Raw genomic sequence first — 22,337 nt, forward strand, 5'->3', positions numbered from 1 at the left:
TGTCCGCGAAGTGATCGACACCTGGAAGGGCCAGCACATGTCCGACAACGACCCCACCCCCGCCGACCTGGGACTGCCGGAGAGACCGCGTCGGCGCGGGGGCGCGCTGCTGGCGGTGGTCGCCGTCGTCCTGGTCGCCGTGGTCGCCGCCGTGCTCCACGCGGTCGGCACCGGGTCCGACGACACCGCCAGCGGGCGGACCAAGGTGCGCATCGGGGTCACCGACGCCAGCAAGGAGTACTGGAAGACCTTCAAGCAGCTCGCCGCCGAGCGGGGCATCGACATCGAGACGGTCAACTTCAGCGACTACCACCAGGCCAACCCGGCCCTGTCGCAGCGGCAGATCGACCTCAACCTCTTCCAGCACGTGCTGTTCCTGGCCAACTACGACGTGGCCAACAACGACACGCTCACGCCCATCGGCTCCACCTACGTCGTGCCGCTGAGCCTGTACTCGCAGAAGCACACCGCCGTGGCCGACATCCCGCCGGGCGGCACCGTGGCCATCCCGAACGACAAGACCAACCAGGCACGCGCCCTGCTGGTGCTCCAGCAGGCCGGGCTGATCGCGCTCAAGGGCGGCGGCACCGTGCTTTCCACCCCGGCCGACATCGACACCGCCGCCTCGAAGGTGCACGTCGTCCCGGTCGACGCCGCGCAGACCGTGGCCTCGCTGCCGTCGGTGGACGGGGCGGTCGTGAACAACAACTTCGCCCTCGACGCAGACCTGGACCCGAGCGCGGCGCTGTTCGGTGACGACCCCAACAGCCCCGACGCCGCGCCCTACATCAACGTCTTCGCCGCCCGCGCCGAGGACAAGGACAACCCGGTCTACCGCGAGGTCGTCGAGATCTACCGGGACGAGCGCATCACCGACCAGGTCGTCGCCGACTCCAAGGGCACCTCGGTCAGCGTCGACCGCCCGCGGGCCGAGCTGGAGGCGGTCCTGGCCGAGCTGACCGAGACCGTGCGGGGTGCGAAGTGAGCCCGGTCGTCGAGTTCCAGCAGGTCGGCAAGACCTACGGCAGCGGTGGCCGGGCGGTGACCGCGCTGGCCGACATCGACCTGACCATCGAGGCGGGCGACGTGTTCGCCGTCATCGGCTACTCCGGTGCGGGCAAGAGCACGCTGGTCCGGCTGATCAACGCGCTGGAGCCGGTGACCTCCGGGCGGCTGCTGGTCGACGGGGTGGACATCACCCGGCTCCCGGAGCGGCGACTGCGCGAGCTCCGGCGCGACATCGGCATGATCTTCCAGCAGTTCAACCTGCTGCGCTCCCGGACAGTGTTCGGTAACGTCGCCTATCCGCTGAAGGTCGCGGGCTGGGACAAGGCCAGCCGAGAGCGGCGAGTGGCCGAACTGCTGCACTTCGTCGGCATCGCCGACAAGGCGTGGAACTACCCCGACCAGCTCTCCGGCGGGCAGAAGCAACGGGTGGGCATCGCCCGCGCGCTGGCCACCAACCCGAAGATCCTGCTCGCCGACGAGTCCACCAGCGCCCTCGACCCGGAGACCACCGCCGAGGTGCTGCGGCTGCTCAAGCGCGTCAACACCGAGCTCGGCGTGACCATCGTGGTGATCACCCACGAGATGGAGGTGGTGCGGGAGATCGCCGACCGGGTCGCGGTGCTGGACTCCGGCCGCGTCGTCGAGCAGGGCACCGTGCTGGACGTCTTCGCCACCCCCGCGACCGGGACCACCCGCCGGTTCGTGGAGACCGTGCTGCCGGACCGGCCCGGCGGCGAGCACCTGGACCGGCTGCGGGCCCGGCACAGCGGACGGCTGATCACCGCGCACCTGCGCGACGACCGGCGCATCGGCGCGGTGCTCTCGGAGGCGGTGAGCCGCCACCGGGTGCGCTTCGAGATCGTCGACGGCGGGCTCAAGGAGCTCGGCGGCGTGCAGCTGGGGCGGCTCACCCTGGAGCTGCTCGGCGAGGAGTCCGATGTGGACGAGCTGATCACCGAGCTGCGCGGCACCACCGAGATCGAGGAGCTGACCGCGTGAACATCGACTGGCAGACCATCGGGCCGGTGCTGCTCACCTCGATCGGCCAGACCGTGTGGATGGTGCTGGCCACCATGCTGGTCGGCGGGCTGCTGGGCCTGCTGCTCGGCATCGCGCTCTACACCACCAGGGCGGGCGGGATCCTGGCCAACCGCCTGGTGTTCACGGTGCTCAACGTGCTGGTGAACATCATCCGGCCGATCCCGTTCATCATCTTCATCACCGCCATCGGGCCGCTGACCATCAAGGTCGTCGGCACCACGCTGGGCACCGGCGCGGCCACCTTCGCGCTGGTCGTGGCCGCCACCTTCGGCATCTCCCGGATCGTGGAGCAGAACCTGGTCACCATCGACCCGGGCGTCATCGAGGCGGCCCGCGCGATGGGGGCCAGCCCGCTGCGCATCATCACCACCCTGCTGGTGCCGGAGGCGCTGGGGCCGCTGATCCTGGGCTACACCTTCGTCTTCGTCGCGGTGGTGGACATGACCGCGGTGGCCGGTGCGGTCGGCGGTGGCGGGCTCGGCGACTTCGCCATCAGCTACGGCTACCAGCGGTTCGACTGGAGCGTCACGGTGATCGCGGTGGTTATCATCATCGCACTGGTGCAGGCCGCCCAGTACCTCGGCAACTGGTTGTCCCGCAAGGCGTTGCGCCGCTGAGGGGGTGGTCGGGGAGGAGACCGGCGTGAAGCGGCCAACCATCATCGACATCGCCCGCGAGGTCGGGGTGTCCAAGGCCGCCGTCTCCTACGCGCTCAACGGCCGCGGCGGGGTCTCCGCGCGGACCCGGGAGCGCATCCTCGAAGTCGCCGCCGAACTCGGCTGGCGGGCCAGCAGCGCCGCCCGTGCGCTCTCCAGCGACCGGGCGGCCTGCGTGGGCATCGTGCTGGCCCGCCCGCCCGAGGTGCTGCACACCGAACCGTTCTTCATGCAGATGGTCGCCGGGCTGGAGCAGACCCTGTCCGAGCACGGGGTGTCGCTCCAGCTCGCGCTGGCCACCGACACCGCCACGGAACTGGCCACCTACCAGCGGTGGTGGGCCGAGCGGCGGGTGGACGGCGTGGTGGTGACCGACCTGCGGGTGTCGGACCCGCGCCCGCAGCTGCTGCGCGAGCTGGGCACCCCGACGGTCTTCTTCGGCACCGCGGAGCCGATGCCGGGCAGCTCGGCGTTGCGCGTCAACGAGAACGACGTCGCGCGGGCGGCGCTCGCGCACCTGGTCGAGCTCGGCCACCGGCGCATCGGGCACGTGCAGGGGCCGCGCGACCTGCAGCACAGCGTGCGCCGCGAGCAGGCGTTGCGCGCCGCCGCGCGGGATGTCGACGTCGTGGTCAGCCGGGCGGCCGGGGACTACACCGAGGAGGGCGGGGTGCGGGCCACCCGGCGGCTGCTCGCCGCTCGGGACCGGCCGACCGCGGTCGTCTACGACAACGACGTGATGGCGGTGGCGGTGGTGGCCGCCGCGGACGACCTCGGGATCGCCGTACCGGCCGACCTCGCGGTGCTGGCCTGGGACGACTCCATGCTGTGCCGGGTGGTGCGGCCCGCGGTCACCGCGTTCGCGCACGGGGTCGCGCAGGATGCCGCGACCGCGGCGCGGATGCTGCTGGAGCTGGTCGAGACGGGTGCCGTCGAGGACGGCGAGCTCTCCTCCCGGCGGCTCGTCCCGCGAGCCAGCACGGCCGCCCGCTGAAGTTAACGACACGATAACGGCGATTCACGACTCTTCTGATTAACCGGTTAAGTCCCTAGCTTGATCGGCGGGTCCAACGACGGGCCCGACAAGCACGAGGAGTCGTTTCGTGGACAAACGCTCGCTCGCGGCGGTGTCGTTGATCGCGGCGCTGCTCACCGCCATGCTCACCGGCTGCGCACCACCGGCCGAGGACCCCCACCGCATCACCTACTGGGCCAGCAACCAGGGCAAGAGCTCCGAGCAGGACCTGCGGATCCTCGGCGAGGAACTGGCCAAGTTCACCGACCGCACCGGGATCGAGGTCGACGTCGAGGTCATCGGCTGGTCCGACCTGCTCAACCGGATCCTCGGCGCGGCCACCTCGGGAGTCGCCCCGGACGTGGTCAACCTCGGCAACACCTGGGCCGCCTCGCTGCAGGCGACCGGCGCGTTCGTGCCCTTCGACGACGCGCTGATGGACCGCTTCGGCGGTCGGGACCGCTTCCTGGACAGCAGCATGAGCTCGGCCGGCATGCCCGGACGGGCGCCGTCGTCGCTGCCGCTGTACGGGCTGTCCTACGGCCTGTTCTACGACAAGGCCCGCTTCGCCGAAGCGGGCATCGACCCACCGCGCGACTGGTCGGAGTTCCTCGCCGCCGCCAAGCGGTTGACCGACCCGGCGCGCGACCGCTGGGGGCTGACCATCGCTGGCGCCAGCTACACCGAGAACGCGCACTTCGCGTTCATGTTCGGCCGCCAGCACGGCACCCACCTCATCGACGAGCATGGCACCGCCACCTTCACCTCGCCGGAAGCGGTGGCCGCGGTGCAGCAGTACATCGACCTGATGGGCGCGCACGGCGTGGTGAGCCCGGACGACGCCGAGGAGGGCAACTCCTCGGGCGCGGCATCGGACTTCACCAACGGCAAGGCCGCCATGCTCGTCGCGCAGAACAGCGTCATCCCCACGCTGCAGGAGAACGGCATGCCCGAGGACGCCTACGGCGTCGTGCCGCTGCCGGTGCCCGACCCGCTGCCACCCGGCGGGAAAGCGGTGCGCAGCCACGTCGCCGGGTCCAACGTCGCGGTCTTCGCCGACAGCCCGCGCCGCGAGCAGGCCCTGGAGCTGGTGGAGTTCCTGACCAGCGCCGAGGAGCAGGCGATCCTCAACGACAAGTACGGCACGCTGCCCGTCGTCGAGGACGCCTACGACCACCCGGCCTTCCAGACGCCGAAGAACCAGGTGTTCCGCGACGTGCTGGCCACCGGGTCGGAGACCGTGCCGATGATCCCGAACGAAGCGCACTTCGAGACCACCGTCGGAGCCGCGATGCGCGACCTGTTCGCCGAGATCGCCACCGGACGCCGGGTCGGGACGGCGGAGGTGCGCGACGCACTGGCCGATGCCGAGCAGAAGATGCGGGGGAGCGGCGGATGACGACCACGACACCCGTGCGCGCCGAACGTCGCAAGTGGACGCTCAACCGCGCGCTGCCCTACCTGTTGCTGGCCCCCGCGCTGTGCTTCGAACTGCTGGTGCACCTGGTGCCGATGCTCGGCGGGCTGTGGATGAGCCTGCTGGAGCTGACCCAGTTCCACGTGCGCAACTGGCTGCAGGCACCGTTCGCCGGGCTGGACAACTACCGGTTCGCCATCGACGTCAACGGGGCCGTCGGAGCCGAACTGTTGCGCTCCTTCCTGATCACCTGTGCCTTCACGGTGCTGACCGTCGCGATCTCCTGGGCACTGGGCATGTTCGCCGCGACGTTGCTGCAGCGGTCCTTTCCCGGCCGCGCCGTGCTGCGCGCGCTGTTCCTGGTGCCCTACGCGCTGCCGGTCTACACCGCGGTGCTGATCTGGAAGTTCATGCTCGACCGCAGCGACGGCATGGTGAACACCGTGCTGTCCGACCTCGGGCTCGGCGGTGGCACGTTCTGGCTGCTGGGCGACAACGCGTTCCTGAGCCTGGTGGTCACCGCGGTGTGGCGGCTGTGGCCGTTCGCGTTCCTGGCGCTGATGGCCGGGATGCAGTCCATCCCGGCCGACGTGCACGAATCGGCCACCGTCGACGGCGCCGGGCCGTGGCAGCAGTTCCGCTCGATCACCCTGCCGATGCTGCGGCCGGTGAACCAGGTGCTGGTGCTGGTGCTGTTCCTGTGGACCTTCAACGACTTCAACGTCGCCTACCTGCTGTTCGACAAGTCCGTGCCGGGCTCGGCGAACCTGCTGTCCATCCACATCTACAACAACTCGTTCCTCACCTGGAACTTCGGGCTCGGCTCGGCGATGTCCGCACTGCTGCTGCTGTTCCTGCTGGTGGTCACCGCGGGGTACCTCGCGTTCACGTCCCGGAGGGTGAAGGATGTCTGAGCCGCGCTGGTTCCGCGTCCTGCGGGTGGTGGGGCTGACCGGCCTCGCGCTGTTCGTGCTGGTCCCGCTCTACGTGATGATCACCTCGGCGGTCAAACCGCTGTCCCGGGTCCAGGACCGCTTCGAGTGGTTCCCCAGCGAGATCACCCTCCAGCCGTTCGTGGACATGTGGTCGACGGTCCCGCTGGCCACCTACTTCCGCAACAGCGCGGTGGTGTCGCTGGGCGCGGCGGTGCTGTCGGTGGCGATCGCGGTCCTCGCCGCCTACGCGATCAGCCGCTACCGGTTCCGCGGGCGCGACACCTTCCGCATCGTCGTGCTGTCCACCCAGATGTTCCCCGGCATCCTGTTCCTGCTGCCGCTCTACCTGATCTACGCCACCATCGGGCAGGTGACCGGCATCGCCCTGCACGGCAGCCACCTCGGGTTGGTCATCACCTACCTGACGTTCTCGCTGCCGTTCTCCACCTGGATGCTGGTCGGCTACTTCGACTCCATCCCGCGCGACCTCGACGAGGCCGCGCTGATCGACGGGGCGAGCCCGGTCGGCGCGCTGCTGCGGGTGGTGCTGCCCGCCGCCCGGCCGGGCATCGCCGCAGTGGGCATCTACTCGTTCATGACCGCCTGGGGCGAGACGCTGTTCGCCTCGATCATGACCGACTCCGGGTCGCGCACCCTCGCCGTCGGGTTGCGGGAGTACTCCACGCAGTCCTCGGTGTACTGGAACGAGGTCATGGCCGCCTCGCTGGTGGTCAGCGTCCCGGTGGTCATCGGCTTCCTGTTCCTGCAGCGCTACCTGGCACAAGGGCTCACCGCGGGCGCGGTCAAGTGACCGCCCGGAAAGGGGAATCGATGCGACGCAACTCGGCCAAGCTGGTGGTCGACGGCCAACCGCAGGTGTGGCTCGGGGCGAACTTCTGGTCCCGCACCGGTGGGCCGCTGATGTGGCGGAACTACTCGCCGGAGGTGGTGCGCGAGGAGCTGCGGGTGCTGCACGACCACGGCCTGCGGCAGACGCGCTCGTTCTTCTACTGGCCCGACTTCATGCCCACCCCGGACGAGGTCGACGAGGCCAAGGTCGAGCACTTCGCCGACTTCCTGGACGCGCACCGCGAGATCGGGATGAGCAGCATCCCGACCTTCATCGTCGGCCACATGTCCGGCGACAACTGGGACCCGGCCTGGCGCGGCGGCCGCGACCTCTACGCCGACGTGTGGCTGGTGTCCCGGCAGGCGTGGTTCGTGCAGCGCATGACCGAGCGATTCGCCGCGCACCCGGCGGTGGCGGGCTGGCTGATCAGCAACGAGATGCCGATCTACGGGCGGCTGCGGCACGAGCCGAAGGCGCCGACCGAGCAGGTCACCGCGTGGGCACAGCTGATGGTGCAGGCGGTGCGCGCCGGGGGCGGGCACCAGCCGGTGTCGCTCGGCGACGGCGCCTGGGGCATCGAGGTCACCGGCACCGACAACGGCTTCTCGGTGCGCGACACCGGCGCCCTGGTCGACTTCGTCGGCCCGCACGTGTACCGGATCGACAGCGACCCGGTGCGCCAGCACCTCAACGCGGCGTTCCTCTGCGAGCTCTCCGCGGTGGCCGGCAAGCCCGTGGTGCTGGAGGAGTTCGGGCTCTCCAGCGACCAGGTCTCGGCCGACGGCGCCGGGCACTACTACCGGCAGGTCCTGCACAACTCGCTGCTGGCCGGGGCCACCGGGTGGATCGCCTGGAACAACACCGACTACGACGACCTCGTCGAGCAGGGCCCGTACTCGCACCACCCGTTCGAGATGCACTTCGGGATCACCGACCACACCGGGAAACCCAAGCCACCGCTGCACGAGCTCGCCGAGTTCGCCCACATCCTGTCCGAAGTGGACTTCGCCGGGTGCGAGCGGCCCGACGCCCGTGCCGCCCTGGTGGTGACCGAGTACCTGGAGCGCGGCTACCCGTTCAGCCAGGACGACGACCGGCCGCTCATCTTCACCTCGCTGCAGCAGGCGCACGTGGCGGCGCGGGAGGCGGACCTGCCGGTGGGCTTCACCCGGGAACGCGACGGCATCGACCCGGACTGCTCGCTGTACCTGCTGCCCTGCGCCAAGCAGGTCCAGGGCCCCACCTGGCAGCGGCTGCGGGACCGCGTCGCCGACGGGGCGCTGCTGTACCTGTCCTACACCGCGGGCGAGGTGGGACACCACCGGCAGCCGTGGATCCCGTACCTCGACGAGACCTTCGGGGTGGAGAAGCAGATCACCTACGGCGTCGTCGACGAGGTGGACGACGAGGTCGTGGAGATGACCTTCGTCGAGGACTTCGGCGACATCACCGCCGGGGAGGTGCTGCGCTTCCGCGTCGGCGGCAACGAGCACAGCCGCGCCTACCTGCCGGTGCGGCCACGCGGCGCCAAGGTCGTGGCCACCGACGCGCACGGGCGCCCGGCCCTGCTGCGGCACCCGACCGGCAGCGGGGAAGCGGTGCTGTGCACCTACCCGGTCGAGCACTTCGCCGCGTGCAACTCGCGCGTCAACCCGGAGGACACCCACCGGCTCTACTCGGCGCTGGCCCGCATCGCCCGGATCGACCGGCTGGTCGCGGTCGAGGACCCGCGGGTGCTCGCCGACGCGCTGGTGCACCGCGACGGACGGGTCTTCGCCTGGCTGGTCAGCCAGCACGACCAGGAGGTCTCGGTGGTGCCCACCGCCCCCGGCCGCTCGGTCCACGAACTCGGTACCGGGGAGGAGCTCGCGGAGGTGGTGCTGCCCGCGTACGGCGTTCGCGTCGTCGAGCTGAAAGCGCGCTAGACCGGGTTGACGGGCGGGTTTCGGCGAGGTTAATGTCTCGCCTCAACGACAGGCATAGACGAAGAGCCACTGTCAGCGGTCTTCGTCGTGCCCTCGTCCCGCCGGATCGCTGCCAGCGGCCTTCTCCCCGAGAGGTGGCGATCCATGGCCTCACCTTCGAACCCGGCAGCGCGCACGATCTCCAGCGTCCCGCAGGTGGCGGCGCTGATCAACACGCTGGAGCGGCTGCCCGGCAAGGCGAACCTGCTGTGGTACCTGGTCCTGGGCGGGCTGTTCCTCGACGCCTACTCCAACGCCGCGCTGAGCGCCGGGCTCTCCCCGATGGTCGGGGAGCTCGGCCTCACCGCCACCCAGGTCGGACTGCTCACCGCGACCGCACCCGCGATCGCGATCGTGTTCAACCCGATCGGCGGCTGGCTGGCCGCCCGCACCGGCCGGGTCAAACCTCTGCTGCTGGCCAAGGTCGTCGCGGTGGCGGGCGCCCTGCTGACCGCGTACTCGGGCAGCTTCGAAGCCGTGTGGGGCGGCCGGGCACTGGTCGGCGTCGCCTACGGCATCGACTTCGCGGTCGCGATGGCGATGCTCGCCGAGTACACCCCGGCCAAGCTCAAGGGACGCCTCAACCTCTGGCAGTGCGTCTGGTACGTCGCCACCACCACGAACCTGGCGCTGACCCTGGTGTTCTTCAAGCTCGGCATCGGCACCGACATCTGGCGCTGGTCGGTCGGTTCGGCCGCCGTGTTCGCCGCCGCGCTGCTCGCCCTGCAACTGCTGTTCCTGGTGGAGAGCCCCGCCTGGCTGGCCTCCCAGGGCAGGCTCGCCGACGCCGCGGAAAGCCTGCGCCGCATCTACGGCTTCACCGTCGTCGCCGGTGAGCGGGCGCAGACCCGCGACGAGCCGCCCGCCATCGGGTTCCGGCACACCGGGGTGCTGTTCCGCAAGCCCTACCTGGCGCGGACCGTGCTGTCCACGATGATCTCGCTGACCCAGTCCATGCAGTACTTCGCCATCGGCTGGTACCTGCCGGTGATCAGCCTGGCGATCTTCGGCGAGCAGTTCGAGAAGGCCACCACCGGGTCGATGGTGTTCAACGCGGCCGGCATCATCGGCGGCGCGGCCTCGGCCTACATCGGCCGCCGGATGGGCCTGCGGATGAGCTCGGCGGCCGGGTACGCGATGGCGTTCGTGCTGCTGCTGACGCTGGGGCTGGGCTTCGGCACGCTGCCGACGCTGCTGGCCTTCGCGGTGCCGTTCCTGTTCATCTTCTGCCACTCGGCCGGGCCCGGCGCCAACGGCAAGTCCATCGCCGCGCTGTCCTACCGCAGCGACATCCGCACCCTGGGCACCGGAATCACCGGCATGCTCGGCAGCTTCGGCAGCGTGATCGGCCTCTACATCTTCCCGCTGATCAAGGAGTCGCTGGGACTCGGGCCGACCATCGCGCTGCTGTCCGCGGTCCCGCTGCTGGGCCTGATCACCTGCCTGCTCATCAAGTGGGACCCGACGCGCACCAGCATCGACCCGGACGAAGAGGTCATCGACCTCGAAGCGCGCGAGCTCGCGGGTCGCTGAGGGGAGCACGACATGCGCGCAACGCAGCGAGGCGTCCTGGCCATCGACGAGGGCTCCACCGGCACCCGCGCCGCAGTGGTCACCACCGACGCGGCCAGCGGCCCCTCCGCCTACCAACCGATCACGGTGCTGCACCCCGACCCGCTGCGCGTCGAGCAGGACGCCGACGAGCTGTGGCGGCGGACCCTGGACGTGGCGCAGCAGGCGGTGCGGTGGGCGGGCGACAACGCCGTCGAGATCAGCGGGGTCGCCCTGTGCACCCAACGCGCCACCGCGGTGCTGTGGGACCGCGAGACCGGTCGCCCGCTGGCCCCGGCCGTGGTGTGGCAGGACCGCCGCCACGCAGCCGAACTCGACGCGCTGGCGGCCGAGTGGGACCCGGTCCTGCTGTCCCGCACCGGCCGCCCGGTCGGCACCCGCTCGCCGTTCTACTGGGCGGCGCGGCAAATCGAGCAGAACCCGCAGGTCGCCGCCGCAGCAGCAGCCGGACGGCTGCTGTTCGGCCCGGTCGACACCTGGCTGAGCTGGAACCTCAACGGCGGCTCCCGGCACCGCGTGGCCACCTCCAACGCCGCCGCGCTCGGCGGCTACCTGCTGCGCGAGCACCGCTGGGACGCCGAATGGCTCGCCGCCTGCGGCTTCCCGGCCGAGCTGGCCCCACCCGTGGTCGACGACGACGGCGACTTCGGCTGGACCGACCCCGACGTGCTGGGCCTGCGGGTGCCAATCGCGGCGGCGATGGGGGACCAGCACGCATCGCTGATCGCGTTGGGCGCGCTCGAAGCCGGGCAGGGCATGTGCGTGCACGGCACCGGCACCTTCGTCGGTGCGCTGACCGGCGACGAGCCCGCCGACGCGGCCAGCGCCGCGGCCGGGGTGCTCGCCCTGCCCGGCTGGCGTTCCGGCGGGCGCACCCGCTTCAGCCTCGAGGCCTACACCTCCACGACCGGGTCGGCGCTGCGCTGGCTGGTGGAGGACCTCCAGCTGTACGCCTCCGCCGAACAGATCAGCGCACTCGCCGAGGAGCACCCGCGCGACCGCGGGACCTGGTTCGTACCCACCCTGGCCGGGCTCCGCACCCCCGTCGCGGAGCCCGCCGCGCGGGCCAGCCTCACCGGGCTGAACCTGGCCACCACCCGAGCCGGGATCGCCCGCGCCGTCCTCGAGGGCATCGCGCACTCGGTGTGCGACACCGTCGACGGGGTGCGCGCGGCGATGCCGTCCGAGCGCGAGCTGACCCGGTTGCGCGTCGGCGGCGGGCTCGCAGCCAGCGACGCGCTGCTGCAGAGCCAAGCCGACCTGTCCGGCGTCGCCATCGAACGGGCCGCCGACTCGGCCACCGCGAGCCTGCGCGGCGTCGCCTACCTCGCCGGGGCCCGCCTCGGCCTGTGGGCCTCGCTCGACGAGGCCCGCCACGCACTCCCGACCGGTCGTGCTTTCGAACCCGCGATCGGCGAGGACGAACGGCAGGAGCTGCGCGCGCAATGGGGACGCGTGCTCCGCAAGTCACTGCCAGGAGAAGGAACACCATGCTGAAACTCCCCGGCCGGCGGCCGAACTCGGCCGCCGCCAAGGCCACTCCCGGTGCGCCGGTGACCCTGGACCGGCAGCGGTCGCTGCGTCGGCTCGGCGACGCCGAGTTCGACGTCCTGGTGATCGGCGGCGGCATCACCGGCGCCTACACCGCGCTGGACGCGGTCTCCCGCGGCCTGTCCACCGCGCTGGTGGAACGCGACGACTTCGCCTCCGGCACCTCGTCGAAGTCGTCGAAGATGGTGCACGGCGGGCTGCGCTACATCGAGCAGGGCAACGTCAACCTGGTCCGGCACTCGTTGCTGGAGCGCCACCGGTTCCGCCGCAACGCCCCGCACCTGGTGCAGCGGCTGCCGTTCCTGTTCCCGATCCTGGAGCAGGAAGGCGTCTTCGACGCCCGCATCGCCAAGGCCTTCGAAGGTCTGCTGTGGACCTACGACCTGGTGGGCGGCTGGCGCATCGGTCGGCTGCACCAGCGGCTCACCCCCAACGAGGTGCTCTCGCACGCGCCGACACTGCGCGCCGACCACCTCAGGGGCGGCTTCATGTACTACGACAGCCGCGCCGACGACGCCCGGCTGACCCTCACCGTGGTGCGCACCGCCGCCCACCTCGGTGCGGTCGTGGCCAACGGCGCCAAGGTCGAACGGCTACTCAAGAGCGGCGGTCGGGTGCGCGGTGCCCGGGTCCACGCCGACGGCGAGCAGATCGACGTGCGGGCCCGCGTCGTGGTGAACGCGACCGGCGTGTGGACCGACGACGTCGACGCGCTGGCCGACGACGCGCACCGGCCCCAGGTCCGCCCCGCCAAGGGCGTGCACATCGTGGTGCCGTGGTCGAAGATCCGCAACGACTGCACCGTCACCGTGCCGATCCCCGGCCGAGCCCGCCGCGCCACCTGCACCCGCTGGGGTGACGTGGTCGTGCTCGGCACCACCGACACCGACTACACCGGCTCCGTCGACGACGTGCACTGCACCCGCGAGGAGATGCAGTTCCTGCTCGACGGCGCCAACGTCGCCTTCGACGTCGAACTCGGCCCCGACGACGTGCTCGGCAGCTACGGCGGCCTGCGACCGCTGGTCGGTGGCAAGGAGGGCGCCACCCTCGACATGCGCCGCGACCACCACATCGAGGTCGGCACCGGCGGCATGGTCACCGTCACCGGCGGCAAGCTCACCACCAGCCGGCACATGGGCGAACTCGTGGTGGACGAGGTCGCCGGGCTGCTCGGCCGCAAGACCCGCAGCCGCACCACCCACCTGCCCCTGCTGGGCGGCGCGGGCTACGACGCCGAAGCCGTCGGCGCCTCCGGTGGCACCGCCGCTCACCTCGGCGGCCGCTACGGGACCGAAGCCCGCTTCGTCAGCGCGCTCATCGACGAGGACCCCGAGCTCGGCGAACCGCTGCTGCCCGGGCACCCGCATCTGAAGGCCGAAGTCGTCTACGCGGCCCGCTGCGAGATGGCGCGCTCGGTCGACGACGTGCTCTCCCGCCGCACCCGCCTGCGCCTGTTCGCCCGCGACGCCTCCGCCGCCGCAGCCCCCGTCGTCGGCGAACTGCTCGGCGCCGAACTCGGCCTCGACGCGGCGCAGGTCGCCGAGCAGGTGCGCAGCTACCAGACCGAAATCGCCCGCGAGAAGTCGATCCTGTCAGGAGACCAGGCATGATCAGCCGTCAGACCATCACCCACCCCTTCAACCGGGGCAACTACGTCGTCGGCGCCCCGACCCCACCCCGCTACGCGGCGCGCACCGGGATCGGCCAAGGCCCGGCGTCGCTGCAGACCGCGGCAGTGGAGGTGCCGGCGGCCGTGCTCGCCGAACTCCGCACCACCGCCGACGCCGTGCACACCGACCACGACGAGGTCGTGCTGCGCACCCGCGACTGGTGGGCCGGCTCGATGATCGGCGAGACCGCCAACCGCCCGGCCACCCCGGACGCGGTGGTCGTCGAGGTCAGCACCGTCGAGCAGGTCCAGGCGGTGGCCGCGCTCTGCCACCGCAACACCATCCCGCTCACCGCCTCGGCCGGGCGCAGCAACGTCACCGGCGCCGCGCTGCCGGTGTTCGGCGGCGTCGTGCTCGACCTGTGCGGGCTGACCGGCATCACCTCCTTCGACGCCGAATCGCAGATCGTCGAGGTGCGGGCCGGGACGTTCGGCGACCTCTTCGAGCAGGAGCTGCAGGAGTCCCACGGCGCCACCACCGGGCACTGGCCCTCGGCGTTCGCCATCTCCACCGTGGGCGGCTGGGTCGCCTGCCGCGGCGCCGGGCAGCTGTCCACCCGCTACGGCAAGATCGAGGACATGGTCGTCGGGCTCGACGTGGTCCTCGCCGACGGCACCCTGGCCAGCTTCGGCGACCACCCGCGCGCGGCCACCGGGCCCGACCTGCGGCAGCTGTTCGTCGGCTCGGAGGGCACGCTCGGCATCATCACCTCGGTGCGGCTGCGCACCCACCGGCTGCCCGAGCACGCCCAGGCCACCGCCTACGGCTTCGCCACCTTCGCCGACGGCCTGGACGCCTGCCGGGAGATCATGCAGCGCGGCGGCACCCCCGCCGTCCTGCGGCTCTACGACCAGCTGGAGAGCGGCACCCACTTCGGCCACCCGGGCACCAACCTGTTGCTCATCGCCGACGAGGGCGACCCGCTCGCGGTGCGGGCCAGCATGGCGATCAGCGCCGAGGTGTGCGCCGCCACCGGCACCGAACTCGACGGCCAGGCGATCTTCGACCGCTGGTTGGACGAGCGGATGCTGGTCGGCAAGTCCGCCGACGGGTTCACCCCCGGCCCCGGGTTCGTCGCCGACACCCTGGAGATGGCCGGGCCGTGGGCCGCGCTGCCCGCCATCTACGACGACGTGTGCGCCGCGATCAACAGCGTGCCCGGCACCCTGGCCGCCTCCGCACACCAGTCGCACGCCTACACCGACGGTGCCTGCCTGTACTTCTCGCTGCGCGGCGACGTCGAACCCGAGCAGCGGCGCGAGTGGTACCGGGCGGCGTGGGACGCGGCCAACCAGGTGCTGATCCGACACGGCGCGGCGCTGAGCCACCACCACGGGTCCGGCCTGCTGCGCGGCCCGTACCTGGCCGACTCGCTGGGCAGCGGTTTCGGGGTGTTCGAGACCGTCAAGAACGCGCTCGACCCGCGCGGGGTGCTCAACCCCGGCAAGCTGGGCCTGCCCAGCCCCTTCGGGACCGGCCCGCTGGACTGAGCGCGCCGACGAGGGGGAAGGTCCTGTCATGAGCGAACGCGCCACACCCCAGCCCCGACCGGTCAAGCCGCAGCTGGCCGCGGCGTTCCAGGACATCCCGGTCTGCGCGTCCGTGGTGGGCACGGCTCGGATCAAGGACTTCGCCTCGGCGTCGTCGCAGGTCTGCGTGCTGGCCTCGATCCCGGTGGGCGATCTGGCGAACGCGGTGCGCGTCCTGGTGCACCTCGGCAAGACCGTGTTCGTCAACATCGACGCGTGCCCCGGCCTGGCCCAGGACCGGGGCGCCATCGACTTCCTCACCGGGATCGGCGCCCAAGGCGTGGTCAGCACCCGGGCCGCCCTCATCGACCGGGCCCGGGCGCTGGACATGCTGACCATGCAGAAGGTGTTCGTCACCGACCGGTCCAACCTCAACCGGAGCCTGGAAGGCGTCGGGCGCAGCAGCCCCGACCTGGTCGAGGTGATGCCCGCGCCGATCATCCCGTGGATGCCGGACGAGGCGCGTCGGGTGCTCTCGCCGTTCGTGGCGGCGGGATTCGTGATGGACGCCGCCGGTGTCGCGCACTCGCTGGCGCTGGGCGCGGTGGCGGCCGCCACCTCCGACCCCGCACTCTGGTCCCTGCGCCGGGACCAGCTGCGGGGCTGAACAGCCGATGGAGTTGGGAGAACCATGAGTTACGTCGTCGTGGCCCGCTACCTCGCCCGACCAGGTGAGCGTGACCGGGTGCTGGATCTGCTCGAACCCGTGGTGACCGCGTCGCGGGCCGAACCCGGCTGCCGCCGCTACGACGTGCACACCGGCGTCGAGGACGACGTCGTGGTGCTCGTCGAGGAGTACCACGGCGCGGCCGACTTCACCCGGCACTGCGAGACCGAGCACTTCCAGCGGATCGTGCTCGGCCAGGTGGTGCCGCTGCTGGCCGACCGGCAGGTCACCCGCTGCGTCCCGGTCGACGCGGGGCGCGGGGCGGAGGCGTGATGCGGGTCCGCGCTGCCGTCCTGCGGGAGTCCGGTGGGCCGCAGCCCTACGCCGACTCGCGCCCCATCGAGGTCACCGAGCTGCACCTCGACCCGCCCGGCCCCGGCGAGCTGCTGGTGCGGGTCCGCGCCGCCGGGCTGTGCCACTCGGACCTGTCCGTGGTCAACGGGTCGCGCCCGCGCCCGCTGCCGATGGCCCTCGGGCACGAAGCCGCCGGTGAGGTGGTGGAAGCGGCGGAAGGCAGCGGGTTCGCACCCGGCGATCACGTGGTGCTGGCCTTCGTGCCGTCCTGCGGCGACTGCGAGCGGTGCGTGGCCGGGCGCCCCGCGCTGTGCGGACCGGGGGCAGCGGCCAACGCCCGGGGCACCCTGCTCGGTGGTGGCATGCGGTTCCGCGCCGACGACGGCACGCAGCCCTACCACCACCTCGGGGTGTCCGCGTTCGCCGAGCACATCGTGGTGTCGGCCCGTTCGGCGGTGCGGATCGACCCCGACATCCCCTTCGAGATCGCCGCGCTGTTCGGCTGCGCGGTCCTCACCGGCGCCGGGGCCGCCCGCTACTCCGCCCAGGTCCAGCCGAGGGAGAGCGTCGCCGTGCTCGGCCTCGGCGGTGTCGGGCTGGCCGCGCTGCTCATGGCCAAGGCCGCTGGGGCGGCCACCGTGGTCGCCGTCGACGTCGTGCCGCACAAGCTGGAACTGGCCACCCAGCTGGGCGCGACGCACTCCGTGGTGGGCGGCAGCGGTGCCGTCGAGCAGATCCGCGAGCTCACCGGCGGCGGAGCGGAGAAGGTCATCGACACCACCGGCGTGGCACCGGTGCTGCGCCAGGCCTACGACGCGACCCGCAGCGGCGGCACGACCGTCACCGTCGGCCTGCCCGACCCGCAGGCCCAGCTCACACTGCCCGCGCTGGGCCTGGTCGCCGAGGAGCGGACGCTGCGCGGCAGCTACCTGGGCTCCTGCGTGCCCCGCCGCGACGTGCCCCGGTTCATCGAGATGTACCGCTCCGGCGTGCTCCCAGTCGACCAGCTGCTGTCGCACCGCATCGAGCTGGATGAGGTCAACGAGGGCTTCGACCGGCTGCACGACGGGAGCGCCGTTCGGCAGGTCGTGGTCCTCTAGGCGGCGGTGTGGGAATTTTCCGGCGACATCGCGGCTTGATGATCAACAGCTGCCTGACCGAGCGACGTTGAGGAGCGCCGATGCCGACCGAAGCCACCCCCCAGGGCACTGTCGCGACAGGATTCGAGGCGGTGCGGGACGAGTTCGCCGCCGTCGCCGCCGCCGAAGGCGGTGACTACGCGGCGCAGCTCGTCGCCTACGTGGGGGCGCAGCGCGTGGTGGACCTGTGGGTCGGCCCGGACTTCACCGGCTCTGCGCTGACCGGCGTGTTCTCCTCCACCAAGGGGGCGGCGCACCTGGTGGTGGCGCTGCTGGTGCAGGACGGCGTGCTCGACCTGGACCAGCGGGTCAGCCACTACTGGCCGGAGTTCGGCGTCGAGGGCAAGCAGGACATCACGCTGCGCGACCTGCTCGCCCACCGCGCCGGGGTGGTCGGCGCTGACACCGGGTTCTCGCTGGAGGAGCTGGCCGACGACCGCGCGATCGCCGAGCGGCTCGCCGGGCAGCGCCCGTACTGGCGGCCGGGCACCGCGTTCGGCTACCACGCGCTGGTGATCGGGGCGTTGACCGGTGAGGTCGTCCGCCGCGTCACCGGGCGCACCCTGCAGGAGGTGTTCGAGACCCGCGTCCGGGCGCCCTACGACCTCGACTTCTACCTCGGCCTGCCGGAAGCCCACGAGGACCGGTTCCTAACGACGTTGCCGATGCTGCCGACCCCGGCGCAGCAAGCAGAGCTGGCGGCCGACGCGAGCGGCCCGGAGAGCCTCCGCGGCATCGCCTTCAACCACCACCACCCGGACGCGTTCGACCTCGCGGAGTTCCCCAACTCCCGCGTCGTGCGGGCCCAGGGCCAGGCCTCCGCCGGGGGCGTGGCCTCGGCGCGCGGTCTGGCCGGGATGTACGCGGCAGCGATCAGCGAGCTCGACGGCCGCGCGCCTCTGCTCAAGCCGGACACCGCGGCGGTCTTCGCGCAGCTGCACTCGGTGGGTTACGACCTCGTCTCCCGCCAGGACAAAGCGTTCGGACTCGGCTTCTCGGCGGTGTCCGAGACCTACCCGTTCCTGGGGCAGGGCGCGTTCGGGCACAGCGGCGCCGCCGGTTCCCAGGCGTTCGCCGACCCGCGCAGCGGCCTCGCCTACGGCTACAACCGCCGCCGCTTCGCGTTCCCCGGCGGCGCTGCCCCGGAGAACGCGCGCCTGGTCCGCGCGGTGCACACCGCAGCGGTCGCTCAGGCCTCCTCGGGTGGCCTGCGGTAGATCTCCGCGTAGCGGGAGGCCTTGGCGGCGCGCTGCTCCGCCTTGGCCTCCTCCCGCGTGGCCCTGCCCGCGCCGAGCGGGTAGCCGTGCTTGTAGAGCCGGTACTCGGTGGTGTGCTCCATGTAGGAGAGCGAGTACCAGACGCCCAGGATGTACCCGCCGAGCACCGCCATGCCGCGGATCCACAGCGGCCCGGGCAGCAGCAGGAACAGCAGGCCGGGGGAGAGCTGCACCAGGGTGCGGCTGACGTGCCGCAGCATCCACGTCGGGCACGTGATGTCGTGCAGCACCCACTCGCGGTACCGCTGGGGAAGGCGGCCGCCCATCGCGTACCAGATCCACTGCAGCGGATTGGGGCGCGGTGGCTTGGTGCCGGTCACAGCAACCTCCCTCGCAGTCGATTAGTACGCTAATTATTAACGCATGACGGAGTCGAGGCGGAAGGTGGCCCGGATGAAGCCGGTGGACCTGGGGGAGGACCCGCTCGCCCTCGAGCGCCAGGTGTGCTTCGCGCTGTCGGTGGCGTCGCGCAACGTCATCGCGCTGTACCGGCCACTGCTCGCGCCGATGGGGCTGACCCACCCCCAGTACCTGGTGATGCTCGCCCTGTGGGAGCGCTCGCCGCGGTCGGTGAAGGACCTGTGCGAGGCGCTGCACGCCGAGGCGGCAACGCTGTCACCGCTGCTCAAGCGCCTGGAGGCGGTTGGCTACGTGGTGCGGCCGCGCAGCCGGAGCGACGAGCGCCAGCTGGCCGTGGAGCTGACCGACGCGGGGCGGGAGCTGCGCGCGGAGGCCGAGAAGATCCCGTACCGGGTGGTCGAGCTGCTGGGCATGGACGTGGCTGATCTGGAGCGGCTCAACGCCGCTCTCGGTCAGGTGATTTCGGCCACCGCGAAGGCCCTGGACGGGCCGCGCGCTGGGTTCACGTCCCGCTGACGGGGTCGGTTTCCCTCGGACCGGACAGCCGGGCGATGTGCTCGTCGATCAGCTCGTCCAGTTCGGCCAGGCGTGCGCGCAGCGCCTCGGCGCCCCGTCGGGAGGCGCCCGGCAGCTGAGCCGCCAGGTGGCCGTACTCGGCGAGCACGCTGGGCAGGTCGGTGCCGACCTGCTGCCTGGGGATTTCGTCCATTCTTCGATGGTGCGGCCGGTGGCGGGATTCGTCGATTCGATCTCGGTGCTCCGGGCGGGCCGGATATCTTCCCCAGGGTGTTGATCTCGCTCGCGAATTGAGGTGTTCTGATGACCGACGTGGCCGCAGTGGAGCGGGCCCGCGCGCTGCTCGCCGAGAACCCGGTGCTGGACGGGCACAACGACCTGCCGTGGTCACTGCGCGAGCAGGTCGGCTACGACCTGGAGCGCTGCGACATCGCCCAGGACCAGTCCGCCCGGTTGCACACCGACCTGGCGAGGCTGCGCGCCGGTGGGGTCGGTGGCCAGTTCTGGTCGGTGTACGTCACGGCCGCCTACCAGGGGGACAAGGCGGTCAGCGCCACCCTCGAGCAGATCGACTGCGTGCGCAACCTGCTCGCGCGTTACCCGGACGAGCTGCAGCTCGCGCGCACCGCCGACGAGGTGGCGGCGGCCTGGGCGAGTGGCCGGATCGCCTCGCTGATGGGAGCGGAGGGCGGTCACTCGATCAACTGCTCGCTGGCTACCCTGCGCGCGCTGCACCAGCTGGGTGTCCGGTACATGACGCTCACGCACAACGACAACGTGCCGTGGGCCGATTCGGCGACCGACGAGCCCGCGGCGAACGGCCTGACGGCCTTCGGTGTCGAGGTGGTGCGCGAGATGAACCGGATGGGCATGCTGGTGGACCTCTCGCACGTGGCCCCGAGCACGATGCGCGACGCGCTGGGTGCCACCCGAGCCCCGGTGATCTTCTCCCACTCGTCGTCGCGGGCGGTCTGCGACCACCCGCGCAACATCCCGGACGACGTGTTGGCGGCGCTGCCCGCCAACGGTGGCGTGGCGATGGCGACGTTCGTACCGCAATTCGTCCTGCAGGAGGCGGCGGACTGGGCGAAGGCGGCCACTGAGGCGGTCCGCGAGCGCGGCCTCGACCCGCGGTCCAAATCCTCGGAGGTGGAGGCGGTGCTGCGGGCCTACGAGGAGGCCAACCCGAAGCCGACCGCCACGGTGGCGACGGTGGCGGACCACCTGGACCACATGCGCGAGGTGGCGGGGGTCGACCACATCGGCATCGGCGGGGACTACGACGGCGTCCCCGCCAACCCGGAGGGCCTGGAGGACGTCGCGGGCTACCCGAACCTGATCGCGGAGCTGCTCGACCGGGGCTGGTCGGAGACGGACCTGGCGAAGCTGACCTGGCACAACGCGGTCCGCGTGCTCAAGGACGCGGAGGCGGTGGCGCGAGACCTGCAACGCACCGAAAGCCCGTCGATCGCGACGATCGAACAGCTGGACGGACCTGCGCAGTAGCCTGCGCTTCGCGACTGGTGGGGCAGGAATTGACCGCTCGTCCCACCAGTCGCTACTTTCGGCGCACTCGCCCCAGCTCAAGACGAGGTGCGCGCACGAATGAGGCGTTTCGACCGGATGGAGCGGATCCTCGACCTCGACGCCGATCGAGACTGCGAGGAGATCTACCGGCTGCTCTCCGAGTACGAGTTCCCCTGGGACATCACCAAGGCCCTGGAGTTCGCGCTGTTCCGGACCTACGCGGTGCCGAGCATCGGTCGGCTGCTGGACCGCACCGGCGAGTTCGCCCGGTGCCCGCAGAAGCGCTACGACGACACGCTGATGATCTTGTACGAGATCTTCCACTGGGGCACCGGGAGCGACCGGGGCCGGGCGGCGCTGGAGCAGCTCAACGCCATCCACGGGCGGTACCGGATCAGCAACGACGACTACCTGTACACCCTGTCGACCTTCGTGGTGACCCCGGTGCGCTGGATCGAGCAGTTCGGCTGGCGGCGGTTGCACCCGCACGAGATCAAGGCGCTGACCAACACCATGCGTCGCATGGGCGAGGGGATGAAGATCTCCGGGGTTCCGGATACCTACGACGAGTTCGCACGCCTCTTCGACGACTACGAGCGTGAGCGCTTCGGATTCGACGTCGGGGGCCGCCGCGTCGCCGATGCCACGTTGGAGCTGTTCGGCAGCTGGTATCCATCGATGTTGTCGCCGGCCGTGGTTCGGGCTGCTCGGTTCCTGATGGATCCCCACCTGTTGGGCGCTTTCGGGTTCCCGCAGGTCTCCCGGTTCGGGCGCAAGGCTGCTGAACTCGGTCTCAGGCTGCGGGCTCAGTTGATCCGGGTTGGGCCCGTGCGGTCGGATTCTCGGCCTGCTGTGCCGGATCCGTTGACCTATCCGGGGGGTTATCGGATTTCTGAGCTTGGGCCTGAGTCTTTTCACCGGGCTCAGGTTCGGCGGCATGGGCCGGTTTGTCCTGTCGCTCCCTGAGGTGTTGCTCCTGTCCCCGGTTTTGGCCCTGTGGTCGTCCGGGGTTCGGGGTTGGTTCTGGGTTGGTCGCTGTTGAGTTTTCAAGGTGCTTGGGGCTTGTTGCCGGTTGTGTCGTGCGGGGTGGTCATCCCCGTGGTTTTCCGGGGTTGTGGGGGCTGGGTCCCGGATGTCAAGCCCGGCCTGGCGGCCGTCACTGCGGGGTTTCAGGCTTGACATCCGGGCCCCAGCCCCTGTTTGGCTTCATGTCACGGGGATGACCCGGTGTGGGACGGACCCGGTTTCTCGACTCGGCCCCCGGCGGCGAGGTGGCCGGGACTGGGTGGGGATTGTGCCGTGCGGAGTTGTGGTGCACCGGTGAGTTCCTTTCGTGGTTGGTGCGG

General features: G+C 71.2%; 21 protein-coding genes. 19 read left to right on the top strand and 2 right to left on the bottom strand.

What is annotated here, in order from left to right; translation table 11 throughout:
* Positions 1-37: 37 nt before the first annotated feature.
* From ABT324_RS29145 to ABT324_RS29220, 16 genes are all read left to right on the top strand, one after another.
* Entirely contained in the window at positions 38-985 is a 948-nt protein-coding gene (locus ABT324_RS29145) for a MetQ/NlpA family ABC transporter substrate-binding protein (RefSeq protein WP_351184001.1), read from the top strand.
* Positions 982-2,007, top strand: coding sequence for a methionine ABC transporter ATP-binding protein (locus tag ABT324_RS29150; protein ID WP_351183964.1), 1,026 nt, complete (start codon positions 982-984; stop codon positions 2,005-2,007). The genes ABT324_RS29145 and ABT324_RS29150 overlap by 4 nt, the downstream gene beginning before the upstream one ends.
* The gene (locus tag ABT324_RS29155; RefSeq protein WP_351183966.1) at positions 2,004-2,666 is read left to right on the top strand and encodes a methionine ABC transporter permease; all 663 of its coding nucleotides are present in this window, start codon (positions 2,004-2,006) and stop codon (positions 2,664-2,666) included. The genes ABT324_RS29150 and ABT324_RS29155 overlap by 4 nt, the downstream gene beginning before the upstream one ends.
* Positions 2,667-2,691: 25 nt before the next feature.
* Positions 2,692-3,699, top strand: a complete 1,008-nt coding sequence (locus ABT324_RS29160; RefSeq protein WP_351183968.1) for a LacI family DNA-binding transcriptional regulator — start codon at positions 2,692-2,694, stop codon at positions 3,697-3,699.
* 109 nt (positions 3,700-3,808) lie between these two features.
* On the top strand, positions 3,809-5,119 hold the full coding sequence (locus ABT324_RS29165) for an extracellular solute-binding protein (RefSeq protein ID WP_351183970.1): 1,311 nt from the start codon (positions 3,809-3,811) through the stop codon (positions 5,117-5,119).
* On the top strand, positions 5,116-6,051 hold the full coding sequence (locus ABT324_RS29170; RefSeq protein WP_351183972.1) for a carbohydrate ABC transporter permease: 936 nt from the start codon (positions 5,116-5,118) through the stop codon (positions 6,049-6,051). The genes ABT324_RS29165 and ABT324_RS29170 overlap by 4 nt, the downstream gene beginning before the upstream one ends.
* Positions 6,044-6,883 carry a carbohydrate ABC transporter permease gene (locus ABT324_RS29175; protein WP_351183974.1) on the top strand — a complete coding sequence of 280 codons (840 nt, stop codon included), beginning with the start codon at positions 6,044-6,046 and terminating at the stop codon, positions 6,881-6,883. Before ABT324_RS29170 ends, ABT324_RS29175 begins: the two co-directional genes overlap by 8 nt.
* Positions 6,884-6,903: 20 nt before the next feature.
* Positions 6,904-8,847, top strand: a complete 1,944-nt coding sequence (locus tag ABT324_RS29180) for a glycoside hydrolase 5 family protein (RefSeq protein ID WP_351183976.1) — start codon at positions 6,904-6,906, stop codon at positions 8,845-8,847.
* A gap of 144 nt (positions 8,848-8,991) precedes the next feature.
* The gene (locus tag ABT324_RS29185) at positions 8,992-10,419 is read left to right on the top strand and encodes an MFS transporter (protein WP_351183978.1); all 1,428 of its coding nucleotides are present in this window, start codon (positions 8,992-8,994) and stop codon (positions 10,417-10,419) included.
* Between the two features lie 12 nt (positions 10,420-10,431).
* Entirely contained in the window at positions 10,432-11,955 is a 1,524-nt protein-coding gene (locus tag ABT324_RS29190; RefSeq protein ID WP_351183980.1) for an FGGY family carbohydrate kinase, read from the top strand.
* The gene (locus tag ABT324_RS29195; RefSeq protein ID WP_351183982.1) at positions 11,949-13,622 is read left to right on the top strand and encodes a glycerol-3-phosphate dehydrogenase/oxidase; all 1,674 of its coding nucleotides are present in this window, start codon (positions 11,949-11,951) and stop codon (positions 13,620-13,622) included. The genes ABT324_RS29190 and ABT324_RS29195 overlap by 7 nt, the downstream gene beginning before the upstream one ends.
* Positions 13,619-15,172 carry an FAD-binding oxidoreductase gene (locus ABT324_RS29200; RefSeq protein ID WP_351183984.1) on the top strand — a complete coding sequence of 518 codons (1,554 nt, stop codon included), beginning with the start codon at positions 13,619-13,621 and terminating at the stop codon, positions 15,170-15,172. The genes ABT324_RS29195 and ABT324_RS29200 overlap by 4 nt, the downstream gene beginning before the upstream one ends.
* A 28-nt stretch (positions 15,173-15,200) precedes the next feature.
* Positions 15,201-15,818, top strand: coding sequence for a glycerol-3-phosphate responsive antiterminator (locus ABT324_RS29205; RefSeq protein ID WP_351183985.1), 618 nt, complete (start codon positions 15,201-15,203; stop codon positions 15,816-15,818).
* A 24-nt stretch (positions 15,819-15,842) separates the two neighbouring features.
* Positions 15,843-16,151: a putative quinol monooxygenase gene (locus ABT324_RS29210; protein ID WP_351183987.1), complete on the top strand. Its 309-nt coding sequence runs from the start codon at positions 15,843-15,845 to the stop codon at positions 16,149-16,151.
* The gene (locus ABT324_RS29215) at positions 16,151-17,272 is read left to right on the top strand and encodes a zinc-dependent alcohol dehydrogenase family protein (protein WP_351183989.1); all 1,122 of its coding nucleotides are present in this window, start codon (positions 16,151-16,153) and stop codon (positions 17,270-17,272) included. Before ABT324_RS29210 ends, ABT324_RS29215 begins: the two co-directional genes overlap by 1 nt.
* 80 nt (positions 17,273-17,352) lie before the next feature.
* Positions 17,353-18,528: a serine hydrolase domain-containing protein gene (locus ABT324_RS29220; protein ID WP_351183991.1), complete on the top strand. Its 1,176-nt coding sequence runs from the start codon at positions 17,353-17,355 to the stop codon at positions 18,526-18,528.
* On the opposite strand, the gene ABT324_RS29225 is transcribed toward ABT324_RS29220, so the two are convergent.
* The gene (locus tag ABT324_RS29225) at positions 18,501-18,908 is read right to left on the bottom strand and encodes a DUF5313 family protein (RefSeq protein ID WP_351183993.1); all 408 of its coding nucleotides are present in this window, start codon (positions 18,906-18,908) and stop codon (positions 18,501-18,503) included. The genes ABT324_RS29220 and ABT324_RS29225 overlap by 28 nt on opposite strands.
* A gap of 73 nt (positions 18,909-18,981) precedes the next feature.
* On the opposite strand from ABT324_RS29225, the gene ABT324_RS29230 reads away from it, so the two are divergent.
* On the top strand, positions 18,982-19,464 hold the full coding sequence (locus tag ABT324_RS29230) for a MarR family winged helix-turn-helix transcriptional regulator (RefSeq protein WP_351184003.1): 483 nt from the start codon (positions 18,982-18,984) through the stop codon (positions 19,462-19,464).
* On the opposite strand, the gene ABT324_RS29235 is transcribed toward ABT324_RS29230, so the two are convergent.
* The gene (locus ABT324_RS29235) at positions 19,451-19,657 is read right to left on the bottom strand and encodes a hypothetical protein (RefSeq protein ID WP_351183995.1); all 207 of its coding nucleotides are present in this window, start codon (positions 19,655-19,657) and stop codon (positions 19,451-19,453) included. The genes ABT324_RS29230 and ABT324_RS29235 overlap by 14 nt on opposite strands.
* Positions 19,658-19,767: 110 nt before the next feature.
* On the opposite strand from ABT324_RS29235, the gene ABT324_RS29240 reads away from it, so the two are divergent.
* Entirely contained in the window at positions 19,768-20,970 is a 1,203-nt protein-coding gene (locus tag ABT324_RS29240) for a dipeptidase (RefSeq protein ID WP_351183997.1), read from the top strand.
* A gap of 99 nt (positions 20,971-21,069) precedes the next feature.
* A complete protein-coding gene (locus tag ABT324_RS29245) occupies positions 21,070-21,957 on the top strand; it encodes an oxygenase MpaB family protein (RefSeq protein ID WP_351183999.1) in 888 nt (295 codons plus the stop codon).
* The last annotated feature ends 380 nt before the right edge of the window (positions 21,958-22,337 follow it).

It is taken from the genome of Saccharopolyspora sp. NPDC000359, from assembly GCF_040300525.1.
Classification (GTDB): Bacteria; Actinomycetota; Actinomycetes; order Mycobacteriales; family Pseudonocardiaceae; genus Saccharopolyspora.